At 66.2% G+C, this 14,956-nt stretch carries 11 protein-coding genes and 3 pseudogenes; 4 read left to right on the top strand and 10 right to left on the bottom strand.

The features are described from left to right. Positions 1-9: 9 nt before the first annotated feature. From ACFJGX_RS10720 to ACFJGX_RS10690, 7 genes and pseudogenes are all read right to left on the bottom strand, one after another. A complete protein-coding gene (locus ACFJGX_RS10720; protein WP_291121139.1) occupies positions 10-780 on the bottom strand; it encodes an ABC transporter ATP-binding protein in 771 nt (256 codons plus the stop codon). Between the two features lie 13 nt (positions 781-793). Next, positions 794-1,879: an ABC transporter ATP-binding protein gene (locus ACFJGX_RS10715; protein ID WP_291121141.1), complete on the bottom strand. Its 1,086-nt coding sequence runs from the start codon at positions 1,877-1,879 to the stop codon at positions 794-796. 18 nt (positions 1,880-1,897) lie between these two features. Beyond that, a pseudogene (locus tag ACFJGX_RS10710) lies at positions 1,898-2,828 on the bottom strand (branched-chain amino acid ABC transporter permease). A 233-nt stretch (positions 2,829-3,061) separates the two neighbouring features. Continuing rightward, the gene (locus ACFJGX_RS10705; RefSeq protein WP_382321445.1) at positions 3,062-4,354 is read right to left on the bottom strand and encodes a replication-associated recombination protein A; all 1,293 of its coding nucleotides are present in this window, start codon (positions 4,352-4,354) and stop codon (positions 3,062-3,064) included. 10 nt (positions 4,355-4,364) lie between these two features. Further along, entirely contained in the window at positions 4,365-5,000 is a 636-nt protein-coding gene (gene lolA, locus ACFJGX_RS10700; protein ID WP_382163881.1) for an outer membrane lipoprotein chaperone LolA, read from the bottom strand. Between the two features lie 50 nt (positions 5,001-5,050). After that, positions 5,051-7,407, bottom strand: a pseudogene (locus ACFJGX_RS10695) (DNA translocase FtsK). 80 nt (positions 7,408-7,487) lie between these two features. Then, positions 7,488-8,162, bottom strand: coding sequence for a Crp/Fnr family transcriptional regulator (locus tag ACFJGX_RS10690; RefSeq protein ID WP_382321449.1), 675 nt, complete (start codon positions 8,160-8,162; stop codon positions 7,488-7,490). A gap of 155 nt (positions 8,163-8,317) precedes the next feature. Between ACFJGX_RS10690 and trxB the strand changes: the two genes are divergently transcribed. The 3 genes from trxB (at position 8,318) to rpmG (ending at position 9,884) form a co-directional block, all read left to right on the top strand. Further along, on the top strand, positions 8,318-9,265 hold the full coding sequence (gene trxB, locus ACFJGX_RS10685; protein ID WP_382328359.1) for a thioredoxin-disulfide reductase: 948 nt from the start codon (positions 8,318-8,320) through the stop codon (positions 9,263-9,265). Between the two features lie 202 nt (positions 9,266-9,467). Further along, on the top strand, positions 9,468-9,701 hold the full coding sequence (rpmB, locus tag ACFJGX_RS10680; RefSeq protein WP_056269541.1) for a 50S ribosomal protein L28: 234 nt from the start codon (positions 9,468-9,470) through the stop codon (positions 9,699-9,701). A gap of 12 nt (positions 9,702-9,713) precedes the next feature. Then, the gene (gene rpmG, locus ACFJGX_RS10675; protein ID WP_056269543.1) at positions 9,714-9,884 is read left to right on the top strand and encodes a 50S ribosomal protein L33; all 171 of its coding nucleotides are present in this window, start codon (positions 9,714-9,716) and stop codon (positions 9,882-9,884) included. A gap of 148 nt (positions 9,885-10,032) precedes the next feature. Here the strand turns inward: rpmG and ACFJGX_RS10670 are convergent, their stop codons facing one another. Both ACFJGX_RS10670 and ACFJGX_RS10665 read right to left on the bottom strand, forming a co-directional pair. Further along, on the bottom strand, positions 10,033-11,259 hold the full coding sequence (locus ACFJGX_RS10670; RefSeq protein WP_382321454.1) for a fatty acid desaturase: 1,227 nt from the start codon (positions 11,257-11,259) through the stop codon (positions 10,033-10,035). A gap of 167 nt (positions 11,260-11,426) precedes the next feature. Further along, a pseudogene (locus ACFJGX_RS10665) lies at positions 11,427-12,697 on the bottom strand (RsmB/NOP family class I SAM-dependent RNA methyltransferase). A 34-nt stretch (positions 12,698-12,731) separates the two neighbouring features. Here ACFJGX_RS10665 and ACFJGX_RS10660 point away from each other — a divergent pair. Beyond that, positions 12,732-14,351, top strand: a complete 1,620-nt coding sequence (locus ACFJGX_RS10660; protein WP_382328357.1) for a peptide chain release factor 3 — start codon at positions 12,732-12,734, stop codon at positions 14,349-14,351. Here the strand turns inward: ACFJGX_RS10660 and purN are convergent, their stop codons facing one another. Beyond that, on the bottom strand, positions 14,352-14,945 hold the full coding sequence (gene purN / locus ACFJGX_RS10655; protein ID WP_382321456.1) for a phosphoribosylglycinamide formyltransferase: 594 nt from the start codon (positions 14,943-14,945) through the stop codon (positions 14,352-14,354). Positions 14,946-14,956: the final 11 nt, after the last annotated feature.

Here is a 14,956-nt window from a genome sequence, read left to right as displayed (position 1 = left end):
AATCCTTGATCAGTGGCCGCCGGTGCCGAGGTAGGCCTCGATCACCTTGGGGTCCTTCTGCACGTCGGCCGGTGAGCCGGAGGCGAGCTGCTTGCCGTAGTCGAGCACGGTCACGCGGTCGCACAGGCCCATCACCAGTTTCACGTCGTGTTCGATCAGCAGGATGGTTCGGTTGTCCTTGCGGATGCGGTCGATCAGCTCGCGCAGCTGCACCTTTTCGGTGGCGTTCATGCCGGCGGCCGGTTCGTCCAGCGCGATCAGCTGCGGGTCGGTCGCCAGGGCGCGCGCGATTTCCAGGCGGCGCTGGTCGCCGTAGCTCAGCGTGCGTGACTTGTAGTCGGCGAACTTCTCGATGCCCACGTAGGCCAGCAGCTCGCGCGCGCGCGCCGTGATCGCGGCCTCTTCGCGCTTGAAACCGGGCGTGCGCAGCACGGCGCCGATCAGGCCCGAATGGGTGCGCACGTGGCGCCCGACCATGACGTTTTCCAGCGCGGTCATCTCGGCGAACAGCCGGATGTTCTGGAAGGTGCGGGCGATGCCGGCCTTCGCCACCTCGTGCACCGCGCTGGGCGTGTAGGGCTTGCCCGCGAGTTCGAAGGAACCGCTGTCGGGCGTGTACAACCCGGTCAGCACGTTGAAGAAGGTCGTCTTGCCGGCGCCGTTGGGGCCGATCAGGCCATAGACCTGACCGCGCTTGATTTCGATGCCCACATCGCTCAGGGCCTGCAGGCCCCCGAAGCGCTTGGAAACATTCGCCACTTTGAGAATGGTGTCGCTCATGTGAATGCTCCGCTTACTTGGTCAGGGACTTGCCGTGCTCGGGCGAGGGCCACAAGCCTCTGGGGCGCAGCAGCATCACGACCACCATGGCCAGCGCGATGAGCAGTTGGCGCAGGATCTCGGGGCCAAGGCGACCACCCGTCAGTTCGGTCAGCGGGTGTGCCACATGGCGCAACACCTCGGGCAGGCCCGCCAGCAACAGGGCACCCAGCACCACCCCGGGGATGTGCCCGATGCCGCCCAGCACCACCATCGCCACCACCATCACCGACTCCATCAGCGAGAAGGACTCGGGCGAAACGAAGCGCTGGAACGAGGCGAACAACACGCCGGACACGCCACCGAAGGACGCGCCCATACCGAAGGCCAGCAGCTTGAGGTTGCGGGTGTTCAGGCCCATGGCCTTGGCGGCGATCTCGTCTTCACGAATGGCCATCCAGGCGCGGCCGATGCGCGAATCCTGCAAGCGGTAGGAGATGACGATGGCCAGCACCACGAAGAACAGGAACAGGTAGTAGTACAGCGTGACCGGCTGGAAGGTGTAGTCACCGATGGTCAGGCGCTTGCCGAGGTCGAGGCCGAACACCGAGATGGTGTCGATCTGGCTGATGCCCTTGGGACCGTTGGTGATGTTCAACGGGCGGTCCATGTTCAGCAGGAAGATGCGGATGATCTCGCCGAAGCCCAGGGTGATGATGGCGAGGTAGTCGCCACGCAGCTTGAGCGTGGGTGCCCCCAGGATCATGCCAACCACCCCCGCAATCGCCGCCGCCAGGATCATCACCAGCCAGATGTTGTAGTGCAGGCCGTTGGGGAACATGGCCTTGATGGCCGGGAAGGTGTCGGCGAGGTGGGGCGAGCCCAGCAAGGCAAACACATAGGCCCCCACCGCGAAGAACGCGATGTAGCCCAGGTCCAGCAGGCCGGCGTAGCCGACCACGATGTTCAGGCCGAGGGCCAGCAGCACGTACATGAGCGCGATATCGACAATGCGCACCCAGGAGTTGCTGCCGGTGGACTGCAGGATGATGGGCAGCAGCAGCAAAGCCACCGCCGCGATCAGGAAGACGATCAGCTTGCCGGTTTTGGTGTTCATCATGGTGTTTCTCCCGGACGGTCAGGCACGGTCCGCCACACGTTCACCCAGCAGCCCCGAGGGACGCAGCGTGAGCACGATCGCCAGCACGATGAAGGCGAAGATGTCGGTGTACTGGCTGCCCAGCACCCCACCGGTGAGCTTGCCGAGGTAGCCGGCGCCCAGGGATTCGATCAGGCCGAGCGCAATGCCCCCGACCACCGCACCGGCGAGGTTGCCGATGCCGCCCATCACCGCGGCCACGAAGGCCTTGAGGCCGGGCATGAAGCCCATGGCGTGCTGCACGGTGCCGTAGTTGGAGGCCCACATCACGCCGGCAATGGCCGCGAGCATGGCGCCGATGATGAAGGTGGCGGAGATGACCACGTCGGGCTTGATGCCCATGAGCGCGGCCACACGCGGGTTCTCGGCCGTGGCCCGCATGGCTCGGCCCAGATTGGTGCGGTTGACCAACCACATCAGGAAGGCCAGCGTGACCGCCGTGGTGGCCAGGATGACGACCTGCGTCACCGAAATCACCGCGCCACCGAACGCGATCGGTTCGCGCGACAGCATGGAGGGATAGGACTTCGGGTTCGGCGCCCAGATGATCATGGCGAAGGTCTGCAAGAGCAGCGACATGCCGATGGCGGTGATCAGGGGCGCGAGTCGGTTGGAATTGCGCAGCGGCCGGTAGGCCAGTTTCTCGATGGTGAAGTTGAGCGTGGCGCAGACCACCATCGCGATGATGGTGGCGCAGCAGGAGGACCACCCAGGTCGGCAGTCCGGTTGACGCACTGGTCATCCAGCCGATGACCGTCCAGCTGGTGAGGGCCCCCACCATCAGCACGTCGCCGTGCGCAAAGTTGATCAGTCCGATGATGCCGTACACCATGGTGTACCCCAGTGCCACCAGCGCATACATACTGCCCAACACCAGACCGTTGATGATCTGCTGCAGCAAAACTTCCATGAATGTTTCTCCGTGTTTTGTGACAGGCCGGGAAGCGCTTGTGGCGCCGGCCCGTTTCAACCTAGCAAAAAACCCGCCAGACATGACCTTGAAACAGGACCGACTGCGGGTTGGTGGACGGATTGTAATGAGGGGCTTTTGGAGCCCACATGCGTGTAAGCCCTTAGCGGACGCGGGTTTACCCTGGTTTTAGGTGCAACTCCCCAGACCGCATCAGCGCGATTGGCAGTGCATTAGTCTTTTTGATTGTTGAGTTTCTTGAGCTCGCGCAGCTTATCGGCGATGCGCAACTCCAGCCCACGCTCGACCGGGCGGTAGAAGCCCGGGTCGGCCATGCCATCGGGCAGATAGCGTTCACCGGCCGCAAAACCGCCCTCTTCGTCGTGCGCGTAGCGGTAGCCCTTGCCGTAGTCCAGCGACTTCATGAGCTTGGTCGGCGCGTTGCGCAGGTGCATGGGCACGGGGCGGGTGCCGTCCTTCTTCACAAAGGCCTTGGCTTCGTTGAAGGCTTTGTAGACCGCGTTGGACTTGGGCGCCACCGCCAGGTACACCACGCACTCGGCCAGGGCCAGCTCGCCCTCGGGACTGCCCAGGCGTTCGTACACCTCGGCGGCGTCCAGGGCCAGGCGCAAGGCGCGGGGATCGGCCAGGCCGATGTCCTCGCTGGCCATGCGGATGAAGCGGCGGGCCATGTACCGGGGTTCGGCGCCCCCGTCGAGCATGCGCGCGAACCAGTACAGGGCGGCATCGGGGTCGGAACCGCGCACGCTTTTGTGCAGGGCGCTGATGGTGTCGTAGAACTGTTCGCCGCCCTTGTCGTAGCGGCGCATGCGCTCGCCCAGCACCTTGAGCAGCCAGGCATCGCTCACCTCGGCGAGTTTTTCCCGCCCGGCCGCCACCGCCAGGGTCTCCAGCGTGTTGAGCAGGCGGCGCGCATCCCCATCGGCGTAGGCGATGAGTCGGTCCACGGCGGTCGATTCGATGGCCGGCACCGCGTCGATCGCCTGGGCCTTGACCACGATCTGGCGCAGATCGTCTTCCGACAAGGGCCGCAGCACGTAGACGGCCGCCCGCGAGAGCAGCGCCGAATTGACCTCGAACGAGGGGTTTTCGGTGGTGGCACCAATGAAGGTGAACAGGCCGCTTTCCACGTGCGGCAGGAAGGCGTCCTGCTGGCTCTTGTTGAAGCGGTGCACCTCGTCCACGAACAGGATGGTGCGCTGGGGCGAGAGGCCGCTGCGCGCCACCTCGGCCCGCTCCACGGCCTCGCGGATGTCCTTGACGCCGCCCAGCACCGCGCTGATGGTGAGGAACTGCGCGTCGAACGCGTCGGCCATCAGGCGGGCAATGGTGGTCTTGCCCACGCCCGGTGGGCCCCAGAGAATGCAGCTGTGCGGCTGGCCCGATTCGAAGGCCAGGCGCAAGGCCATGCCCTCGCCCAGCATGTGCTGCTGGCCGATCACCTCGGCCAGCGTGCGCGGGCGCAGGCGCTCGGCCAGGGGCACATGGGTACTGGCGGTCGACACGGCGAAACGATCAGGGTTTGACGACAGCGGCACCCGGTGGCGGCTGGAACTTGAAGTCCCCCGCCTTCAGCGGCGCATTGGCCTGCCAGCTGTTGAACGTGAGCACCGAGCGCTGGCCCAGGCTGTCCTCGATGTCCAGCACCGACAGCTGCCCCTGGCGAAAGCCCACGCGCACCACTTGCAGCTGGCCGTTGCGGTCCTTCGGGCGGGCCTCCAGCCACTCCAGGCCATCGCGGGCGGCGGCCGGCTTGAGTTCGAACGCGTCCGAGAGCCCTTTGAGATCGGTCCCGGCCGCGATCAGCGCGGCAGGCGTGCTGCCCAAGGCTTCCTTCTGCGAACGCGATGTCACCTGGTTCAGGTCCACGTCGTAGAGCCACAGGGTCTGGCCGTCGGCCACGATGGTCTGCTCGAACGGCTTGGCGTACACGAAGCGGAAGCGGTTGGGCCGCAGGAATTCGAACGTGCCGCTGGAGGTCTTGCTGCGCGCCACGGTTTCGTTGGCGCGCTTGGGCGAGGTCACGACCTGGGTGAAGCCGGCCTTGCCGCTGTCCACTTCACGCAGGAATCTTTCGAGGTCTTGCAGGCCGTCGGCGTGGGCGGCGAGCGCGGCCAGCGACAACGCGCAGGAAGTGAGGAGTTGCTTGATCATGGACGGTAGGACCCGGTTGCGCCGACTTGGTTGCATGTCGGCGGGCTTCATTCCCCGCCGCGCGAGGGCACCAGGATGTCGCGCTGCCCGCTGGAGGTGAGCGCGCTGACCAGCCCCGCGTTCTCCATGTCCTCCAGCAGACGCGCCGCGCGGTTGTAACCAATCTTCAGCTTGCGCTGCACATAGGAGATGCTGGCCTTGCGGTCCTTGAGCACGATCTCGACGGCCTGGTCGTACAGCGCATCCTTCTCGCCACTGCCACCCTCGCCACCGCCTTCGCCGAACAGGTCGCCCCCTTCGCCGTCGCCCATGCTGCCTTCGAGCACGCCGTCGATGTAGTTGGGTTCGCCGCCCTGCTCTTTCAGGTAGGCCACCACGCGGTGCACCTCGTCGTCGCTGACGAAGGCGCCGTGCACGCGGATCGGGAAACCCGTGCCGGAGGGCATGTACAGCATGTCGCCCATGCCCAGAAGGCTTTCGGCGCCCATCTGGTCGAGGATGGTGCGGCTGTCGATCTTGCTGCTGACCTGGAACGACAGGCGCGTCGGGATGTTGGCCTTGATCAGGCCGGTGATCACGTCCACGCTCGGGCGCTGGGTCGCCAGGATCAGGTGGATGCCGGCCGCGCGCGCCTTCTGCGCCAGGCGGGCGATCAGCTCCTCGATCTTCTTGCCCACCACCATCATCAGGTCGGCGAGTTCGTCGATCACGACCACGATGTAGGGCAGGCGCTCCAGCGGCTCAGGCTGCTCCGGCGTGAGGCTGAATGGGTTGCCGATGATCTCGCCGCGCGCCGTGGCCTCGTCGATCTTGGTGTTGAAGCCCGCGAGGTTGCGCACGCCCATCTTGCTCATGAGCTTGTAGCGCTTCTCCATCTCGGCCACGCACCAGTTCAGGCCGTTGGCCGCGTGCTTCATGTCCGTCACGACCGGCGCGAGCAGGTGCGGAATGCCCTCGTAGACGCTCATCTCCAGCATCTTGGGATCGATCAACAGCAGGCGCACGTCGCGCGCGTCGGCCTTGTAGAGCAGCGACAGGATCATCGCGTTGATGCCCACCGACTTGCCCGAACCGGTGGTACCGGCCACGAGGCAGTGCGGCATCTTGGCGAGGTCGGCCACCACGGGCTGCCCCCCGATGTCCTTGCCCAGGCCCATGGTCAACATGGACTTGGCATCGTTGTAGACCTGTGAGCCCAGGATCTCGCTGAGCTTGATGGTCTGGCGCTTGGCGTTGGGCAGTTCCAGCGCCATCAGGTTCTTGCCGGGGATGGTCTCGATCACGCGGATCGACACCAGCGACAACGAACGGGCCAGGTCACGGCCCAGGTTGACGATCTGCGAGCCCTTCACGCCGGTGGCGGGCTCGATCTCGTAGCGCGTGATCACGGGGCCAGGGGCGGCCGCCACCACACGCACCTCCACGCCGAAGTCCTTGAGCTTCTTCTCGATCAGCCGGCTGGTCATCTCCAGCGTCTGGCTGTCCACCCCGGCCTGGTGCAAGGGGGCGCTGTCGAGCAGGTCCACCTGCGGCAGCTTGCTGTCGGGCAGCTCGGTGAACAGCGGCTTCTGGCGCTCCTTGGCACGCGCTCGCTCTTGGGCACATCGACCAGCGTGGGTTCGATCACCACAGGCACCGGGTGGTGTTCCTCGATCTCGACGCGCTCGACCTTCACCACCTCTTCGCGCTCGCGCGCGGCCTTCTCGCCGATGCGCTGGTCTTCCACCGCCTCGCGCTTCTCGCGCCGGGCCTCGAACCAGCCATCCAGCGTGTGCCCGACTTCCTCGGCCCAGTGGCCCCAGGAGAAGCGGAAGACGGTGGGCAGACACACCAGCAGCACCGCCAGCATCGCCAGCGCCGAACCGGTGAAGCCCAGCCAGCGCATCGCCACAGGCCCCAGCGCATGGCCCAGCACGCCGCCGGCGTGGTCGGGCAACAAGGCCTCCAACCGATAGAGGCGACTCCATTCCAGCACCGTGCTGGCCGCCATCAGGACGACCAAGGCCAGCCAGAACAGCGCGCGGCGCGCCCAGGGGCGGTGCCAGAGGCGATCGCCGGCCACGGCTTCATCGCCCGTGCCTTGGGCGCCGCGGATCCAGCGCGCCAGGGTGGACAACCACGCCCGCACCCCGGCAAGAAACAGCCACCAGACCGAAAAGCCGAGCAGGTAGTAGCTCCAGTCCGACAGCATGGCGCCCAGGCGGCCACCCCAGTTGCTCACCTCGGTGGAGGTGCCCGTGGTGCTCCACGCGGGATCGGCCAGGGAGTGGCTGAGCAGTGCCAGCAGCCAGAACGCGAGCGCCGCAGCGCCCAGCACCAGGCCGATTTCCTGGGCAAACCGGGACACACCCGCCGGCGCCGCGGAATCGCGGTCGGCGTTGAGGGTGTTGAGTGAATAAGTCATAGGCCTCGCTGAAATCCAGCGACAAGCTTACCCCATGACAGCCACCGACCGGGCGATGCCGGCCGGGTGCGAAAGAGCCCTCAACCGAGCGAGTTGAGGCGCTCCTTGATGACGGTGCTGCCCTCTTCGGTCACCTCGATGAAACCCCGGTCTTCCAGGTCCTTCATGACGCGGCTGACCATCTCGCGGGAAGCCCCGATCATCTTGGCCACGTCCTGGCGCGAGACCCGGTCCTTGATGGTCAGGATGCCGTCCTTGTCGGGCTGGGCGAACTCCAGCAGGGCTCGGGCGACACGCCCATACACGTCCATCAGCGCGAGTGACTCGATCTTGCGGTCCGCGTGGCGCAGGCGCTGCACCAGGCCGCGCATGACCGCGTAGGCCATGGAGGTGTTTTCCGGCAGGCAGCGCGCGAATTCGGTGCGCCCCAGGATCAGCACGTCGGTCTGCACCTCGGCGCGCACGGTGGCCGAATGCGGCTGGTTGTCGATCAGGCTCATCTCGCCCACGTAGTCGCCCGGGTTCATGGTGGCCAGGATCACCTCACGTCCCCGGGTGTCGGTGGTGACCACCCGCGCCCGCCCGGTCAGCACGATGGCCAGGCAGTTGGACTTCTTGCCCTGCTCGACGATGCACTCCCCCCGCTTGAAGCGCCGCTTGACCACCGAATCGGCCACCGATTCGGCCTGGGCCTGGGTCAAGGTGGAAAACAAGGGAACCCGGCGGATCAGGTCGAGATTGGACAGGAGAGACATGCGTGTATTCCTTGGTTGGGACGGCGCGCGCGGCGCTCTTTCATACAATGATTCGCACACATTGGGCGCCACGCGGCACTGGATTTGCCCCCGAACGCGCCCATATAACCACCGACTCTAAACCACTTGGCCCCAAATTCGATGGGGCGCTCAACATGAAACACGCGAAAGTCCTCATCCTGGGTTCAGGCCCTGCCGGCTACACCGCGGCCGTCTACGCCGCGCGCGCCAACCTCAACCCCGTGCTCATCACCGGCATCGCCCAGGGCGGCCAGCTCATGACCACGACCGATGTGGACAACTGGCCCGCCGATGCCGAAGGCGTGCAGGGCCCCGACCTGATGCAGCGTTTCCTGGCGCACGCCGAGCGCTTCAAGACCGAGATCATCTTCGACCACATCAACGCGGTCGACTTCTCCAAGCGCCCCTTCGTGCTCAAGGGCGACAGCGGTGAATACAGCTGCGATGCGCTCATCATCGCCACCGGCGCGTCGGCCAAGTACCTCGGCCTGCCCTCCGAGGAAGCCTTCATGGGCAAGGGCGTGTCGGGTTGCGCCACCTGCGACGGCTTCTTCTACCGTGGCCAGGAAGTCAGCGTGGTCGGCGGCGGCAACACGGCCGTGGAAGAGGCGCTGTACCTGTCCAACATCGCCAGCAAGGTCACGCTGGTCCACCGCCGCGACACCTTCAAGGCCGAAGCCATCCTGATCGACAAGCTGATGGACAAGGTCGCCGCCGGCAAGATCGAGCTCAAACTGCACAGCACGCTGGACGAGGTGCTGGGCGACCCGACCGGCGTGACCGGCGTTCGCCTGAAAAGCGTGAAGACCGGTGCGACCGAAGACCTGGATGTCAAAGGCTGCTTCATCGCCATCGGCCACCAGCCCAACACCGACATCTTCAAGGGCCAACTGGACATGAAGGACGGCTACATCACCACCCGTTCGGGCCTGCAGGGCATGCGCCCCATGACCAGCGTGCCCGGCGTGTTCGCCGCCGGCGACGTGCAGGACCACGTGTACCGCCAGGCCATCACCAGCGCCGGCACCGGCTGCATGGCCGCCCTCGACGCCCAGCGTTTCCTGGAGCAGAACGCCGTCTGAGCGCGGGGCTGACGGCCGGCCCTGGCGGCTTGGCCGCCAGTTGGCTATAATTGCGGGCTTTGCTGAGATTTACCGGCTTGCCCGGGCACGAAGCAGATTCGGGTTACCGCCACCCTTTCCTGGCGAGGTGAGGCTGAGGGGCCGACACGGAGACACCTCCGGTTCGCGGTCCGCAGCTGTTTGAAATGATCGGAGTGTCCTCATGGCACGCGTCTGCGACGTCACGGGCAAGAAGCCCATGGTCGGGAACAACGTTTCCCACGCCAACAACAAAACCAAGCGCCGGTTCCTGCCGAACCTGCAATACCGCCGTTTCTGGGTCGAGAGCGAAAACCGCTGGGTGCGTCTGCGCGTCTCCGGTGCCGCCCTGCGCCTGATCGACAAAAACGGCATTGACGCCGTGCTCGCCGACCTGCGCGCACGCGGTCAAGCTTAAGGAGAACCGAACATGGCAACCAAAGGCGCACGCGAGAAGATCAAGCTGGAATCCACCGCTGGAACCGGCCACTTCTACACCACCACCAAGAACAAGAAGACCACGCCCGAGAAGATGCTGATCAAGAAATTTGATCCCAAGGCTCGCAAGCACGTGGACTACAAGGAAATCAAGCTCAAGTAATCGAGCCGATTCCCAACAAAAAACCCGCTGTGAAAACAGCGGGTTTTTTTATTCCTTCCAGGGCGCCACGGATCCGGCTTTGCCGGTCCGTCAGCGCCGCCCCCTTGAGGGGGTGACGCGCCGCAGGCGCGGCGCAGGGGTGGGCCAATCAGGCGTGGGCGGAACGCAGGCGGATCGAGAAGTCGCGCAGTGCGGCGATGCCACTTTCCTCGGCGCGGCGGCACCAGGCCTGCAGGTCCACGGCGAGCTGTTCGCGCGTGGAGTTCGTGCTCGACCACAGGGCACGCAGTTCTTCGCGCATGGTCACCATCTTGTCGAGCACCGGGTGCTCGGCGCGCACCTGGGCCAACTGCGGCTTGACGTTGGCGGGCACCTTGTCGTCGTCGCGGTGCAACCAGCGGCGCGCGGCCTGCAGCACGGTGGCGTCGCCGCGGCGCTGCTTCAGGGCCTCGAGTTCGTGCTTGCAGGCGGCGCGCATTTCGCGCGCATAACCGGCCATCACTTCGTAGCGGTTGGCGATGATCGCCTCCAGCGTCTTCTCGTCGGCCACCGGGCGCACGGCGCCATAGGCCATCTTCGGCGGCACCTTCTTCACCGAGGCCAGGCCCACGGACTTCAGCATGGTGATGTACATCCAGCCGATGTCGAATTCGTAGGGCTTGACCGACAGCTTGGCCGAGGTCGGGTAGGTGTGGTGGTTGTTGTGCAGCTCTTCGCCGCCAATGAGGATGCCCCAGGGCGACACGTTGGTGCTGCCGTCGGCGGCTTCGAAGTTGCGGTAGCCCCACCAGTGGCCGATGCCGTTGATGATGCCGGCGGCGGTGATGGGAATCCAGGCCATCTGCAGCGCCCAGACCGACAGCCCCAGGACCCCGAACAGCGCCACGTTGATGATCAGCATCAGGCTCACGCCCAGGCGCGAGCGGCCGGTGTAGAGGTTCTTTTCAATCCAGTCGTTCGGCGTGTTGTGGCCGTAGCGCTCCATGGTCTCGGCGTTCTTGGCCTCGGCCCGGTAGAGTTCGGCGCCCTCGTAGAAGACCTTCTTGATGCCGAAGATGTGCGGGCTGTGCGGATCACCTTCGTGTTCGCATTTGGCGTGGTGCTTGCGGTGGATGGCCGTCCACTCCTTGGTGACCATGCCGGTGGTCATCCAGAGCCAGAAGCGGAAGAAGTGCGACGCGATCGGGTGCAGATCCAGCGACCGGTGTGCGGAATGGCGGTGCAGGTAGATGGTGACGCTGGCGATCGTGATGTGCGTGAACACCAGGGCCACGATAAGCACCTGCCACCAGGCGGCGCCCGTCAGGCCGCTGGCCAGAAACTGGATCAGGCCATCCCAGACAGCAGAGAAGATTCCGGAATCGGAAGAAAACATGGAGTTCCTAAAAGACCGCCCTGGGTCACGGACATGGAGGGGCGCCAAGCCCATGGGCGGTGTGGGCCAGCGAAGCTTGGATTTTAAGGCCGGGGGTGCAAATCACCAACCCATGGACGGCCAGGGATGAAAACTTAAGCCTTTATTTCAGGCGACTTGAACACAATTCAAACCTTTTTCCGCCAAACGGCAGCGAAAAAGCCGTCTGTTGCATGCCGATGCGGCCATAAACGCAGCCATTTTCCATTTTCGCCCGCGCACAGGGTGGATGCCCCGGAAACGTGCACCCCCTCCAGCAGGCTGACCACCGGCACCGGTTCGAAGTCCGGGTGGGCCGGTTCGAATGCCGCGCACACGGCCTCGTTTTCGGCCTGGAGCAGGCTGCAGGTCGCGTACACCAGCCGGCCGCCGGGCTTGAGCAGGCGGGCGGCGCTGTGCAGGATGGCCTGCTGCAGATCGGCCTGGGCGGCCACGGTCTGCGGCGTCTGGCGCCATTTCAGGTCCGGGCTGCGCCGCAGGGTGCCCAGGCCTGAGCAGGGCGCGTCGACGAGCACGCGGTCGATCTTGCCGGCCAGGCGTTTGATGCGGTCGTCCCGCTCGTGGGCGATCGCCACTGGGTGCACGTTGGACAGGCCACTGCGCGCCAGCCGGGGCTTGAGCGCGTCGAGCCGGTGGCCGGAGGTGTCGAAGGCGTAGAGCCGGCCGCTGTTGCGCATGGCGGCGCCGATCGCCAGGGTCTTGCCCCCGGCACCGGCGCAGAAATCGACCACCATCTCGCCGCGCTTGGCGTCCAGCAGCAAGGCCAGCAGCTGAGAGCCTTCGTCCTGCACCTCCACCTCGCCCTGCACGAAGGCCGGCAGTTTCGCCAGCGAGGGCTTGCCCTGCAGGCGGATGCCCAGGGGCGAATACGGCGTGGCCGCCCCCCGTGAGCCCGGCCTTCTGCAGGCCGGCCAGGGCGGCGTCGCGCTTGGCCTTGAGCACGTTCACCCGCAGGTCCAGGGGCGCGGGCTGGTTCAGGCTGGCGACCAGCGCGTCGAATTCGTCGCCCACCTGCTCGCGCAGGGCGGTGGCGCAGCCACTCGGGCAGGTTGTGGCGGTGCGGCGCCATCAGGTCGGCGTCGGTGACGGCGTCGCAATGGTCGAGCCAGCTTTTTTCGGCGTCCGTCAGGGCGCTCTTGACGAAGTCGCGGTCGCCCGGAAAGGCCAGGATCGCCAGCCGGCGCCATTTGGAGCCGCTGCCGGAGCGGGCCAGCCACTCCAGCTTGAGGCGTTCGCGCAGGATGGTGTAGACGGTGTCGGACAGCGTGGCCCGCTCGCGTGGGCCCAGGGAACGGTTTTCACGGAAATGGCGCGCGACGACCGCGTCGGCGGGGTGCTCGAACTTGAAGACCTGCTCGATCAGGCTGGCGCTTTCGTCCAGAAGGGCTTTGGGGTGCATAAGCCGTATTGTCCACCGGGGATAATCAGAGGCTATGTCCGACATCCCGAACCAGGTGCGCCGCCGGCGCACTTTCGCCATCATCTCCCACCCCGACGCGGGCAAGACCACCCTCACCGAGAAGCTGCTGCTGTTCTCGGGCGCGATCAACATCGCGGGCAGCGTGAAGGCGCGCAAGGCCGCGCGCCACGCCACCAGCGACTGGATGGAAATCGAAAAGCAGCGGGGCATCTCGGTCGCTTCGTCGGTGATGCAGATGGAGTACCGCGACTGCGTGATCAACCTGCTGGACACCCCCGGGCACCAAGACTTCTCGGAAGACACCTACCGCGTGCTCACGGCCGTGGACGCGGCGCTGATGGTGATCGACGCCGGCAACGGCGTGGAGCCCCAGACCCGCCGCCTGCTGCAGGTCTGCCGCGCGCGCAACACGCCCATCCTGACCTTCGTCAACAAGATGGACCGCGAGGTGCAGGCCCCGCTGGACCTGATGGACGAGATCGAGCGCGAGCTGGGCATGACGGTCGTGCCCTTCACCTGGCCGGTGGGCATGGGCAAGACCTTCCGGGGCGTGTTCGACCGCCGCACCGACCAGATGCGTGTGTTCGCCGCCGGTGAAGATCGCCGCGGTGGCGACGAGGACGTGCTGGCCGGCCTGGACAACCCCGAGAGCCTGCAGCGCTTCGGCGCCGAGTTCGCGCAGGCGCGCGACGAGCTGGAGCTGGTGGCCGGCGCCTCGCCCGCGTTCGAGGAGGCCAAGTTCCTCGCCGGCCAGCAGACGCCCATGCTGTTCGGCTCGGCGGTGAACAACTTCGGCGTGCGCGAGGTGCTCGACGCCCTGGTCGATCTGGCGCCGCCCCCGGGCGAACGGCCCGCGATCCAGCGCGTGGTGAAACCCGAGGAGACCAAGTTCAGCGGCGTGGTCTTCAAGATCCAGGCCAACATGGACCCGGCGCACCGCGACCGCATCGCTTTCGTGCGCGTGCGCAGCGGCCATTTCGAGCGCGGCATGAAACTCAAGGTGGTGCGCTCGGGCAAGGACCTGCGGCCCAACACCGTGGTGAGCTTCCTTTCACAGCGCCGCGAACTGCTCGACGAAGCCTTTGCCGGCGACATCATCGGCATCCCCAACCACGGCGTGCTGCAACTGGGCGACACCCTCACCGAGGGCGAAAGCCTGCAGTTCACCGGCCTGCCCTTCTTCGCGCCGGAAATCATCCGCAGCGTGGAAGTGGCCGATCCGTTGCGCAGCAAGCAGCTGCGCGCCGGCCTGACCCAGCTCGGCGAAGAGGGTGCCATCCAGGTGTTCCGCCCCGTGGCGGGTTCGGTGCTGCTGCTGGGTGCGGTGGGTCAGCTGCAGTTCGAGGTGGTCGCGCACCGCCTGGAGCACGAGTACGGCGTGAAAGCCCGCATCATGAACAGCCCCTACCAGGTGGCGCGCTGGGTGACCTGCGCACCCGAGGACGGTGGCGAGGTCGAACTCAAGCGCTTCATCGACGCCAACAGCCACCGCGTGGCGCTGGACGCGGTGGACGCGCCCACGCTGCTGGTGGACCACTCGGCCACCCTGCGCGCCGTGGAGGCCAACTGGCCGAAGATCAAGTTCCACGCCATGCGCGAGCACGCGGGGCTGGTGTTCGCCAAGGGCGTCTGATCAGGCGGCGGCCAGCAGCCGCTCCACCGCGCGGGGGTAGATCACATGCTCCTGCGTGAGCACCCGCGCCGCCAGCGCCTCGGGCGTGTCGCCCGGCAGCACCGGCACCACCGCCTGCGCCAGGATCTCGCCGTGGTCGAGCTCGCTGGTCACGCGGTGCACCGTGGCACCCGCGAAGCGGCAACCCATCTCGATCGCGCGCTGGTGCGTCTTGAGCCCCGGAAAGGCGGGCAACAGGCTGGGGTGGATGTTGACCAGCCGACCTTCGTAGTGCTGCACGAAGCCCGGGGTGAGAATGCGCATGAAGCCCGCCAGCACCACCAGCGCGGGGCCGTGGCGGTCGATCTCGGCCATCAGCGCGGCGTCGAAGGCCTCGCGGCTGGCGTAGGCGGTGTGGTCCAGCGCGGCGGTGGCGATGCCCTGTTCCTTCGCCCAGGCCAGGCCCTGGGCGGCGGCCTTGTTGCTCACCACGGCCGCCACGCGCGCGCCGAACCGGGCCTGCCAGCGTTGCGTCCGGGCGGTCTCCACGATGGCGGCCATGTTGGAGCCGCTGCCGGAGATGAGAATCACGATGTTTTTGTTCACGCCAGACATGGCCGGGAAGT

This window comes from Hydrogenophaga sp. UC242_50 (genome assembly GCF_042697355.1).
Classification (GTDB): Bacteria; Pseudomonadota; Gammaproteobacteria; order Burkholderiales; family Burkholderiaceae_C; genus Hydrogenophaga.
This window is presented reverse-complemented; position numbering and strand designations above follow the sequence as displayed.

Bases quoted from the DNA above. Each gene is read 5' to 3' on its own strand.
- ACFJGX_RS10690 (WP_382321449.1), bottom strand. From the start codon at position 8,162: ATGTCTCTCCTGTCCAATCTCGACCTGATCCGCCGGGTTCCCTTGTTT.
- ACFJGX_RS10720 (WP_291121139.1), bottom strand. From the start codon at position 780: ATGAGCGACACCATTCTCAAAGTGGCGAATGTTTCCAAGCGCTTCGGG.
- ACFJGX_RS10715 (WP_291121141.1), bottom strand. From the start codon at position 1,879: ATGATGAACACCAAAACCGGCAAGCTGATCGTCTTCCTGATCGCGGCG.
- ACFJGX_RS10670 (WP_382321454.1), bottom strand. From the start codon at position 11,259: ATGTTTTCTTCCGATTCCGGAATCTTCTCTGCTGTCTGGGATGGCCTG.
- rpmB (WP_056269541.1), top strand. From the start codon at position 9,468: ATGGCACGCGTCTGCGACGTCACGGGCAAGAAGCCCATGGTCGGGAAC.
- rpmG (WP_056269543.1), top strand. From the start codon at position 9,714: ATGGCAACCAAAGGCGCACGCGAGAAGATCAAGCTGGAATCCACCGCT.
- ACFJGX_RS10660 (WP_382328357.1), top strand. From the start codon at position 12,732: ATGTCCGACATCCCGAACCAGGTGCGCCGCCGGCGCACTTTCGCCATC.
- trxB (WP_382328359.1), top strand. From the start codon at position 8,318: ATGAAACACGCGAAAGTCCTCATCCTGGGTTCAGGCCCTGCCGGCTAC.
- purN (WP_382321456.1), bottom strand. From the start codon at position 14,945: ATGTCTGGCGTGAACAAAAACATCGTGATTCTCATCTCCGGCAGCGGC.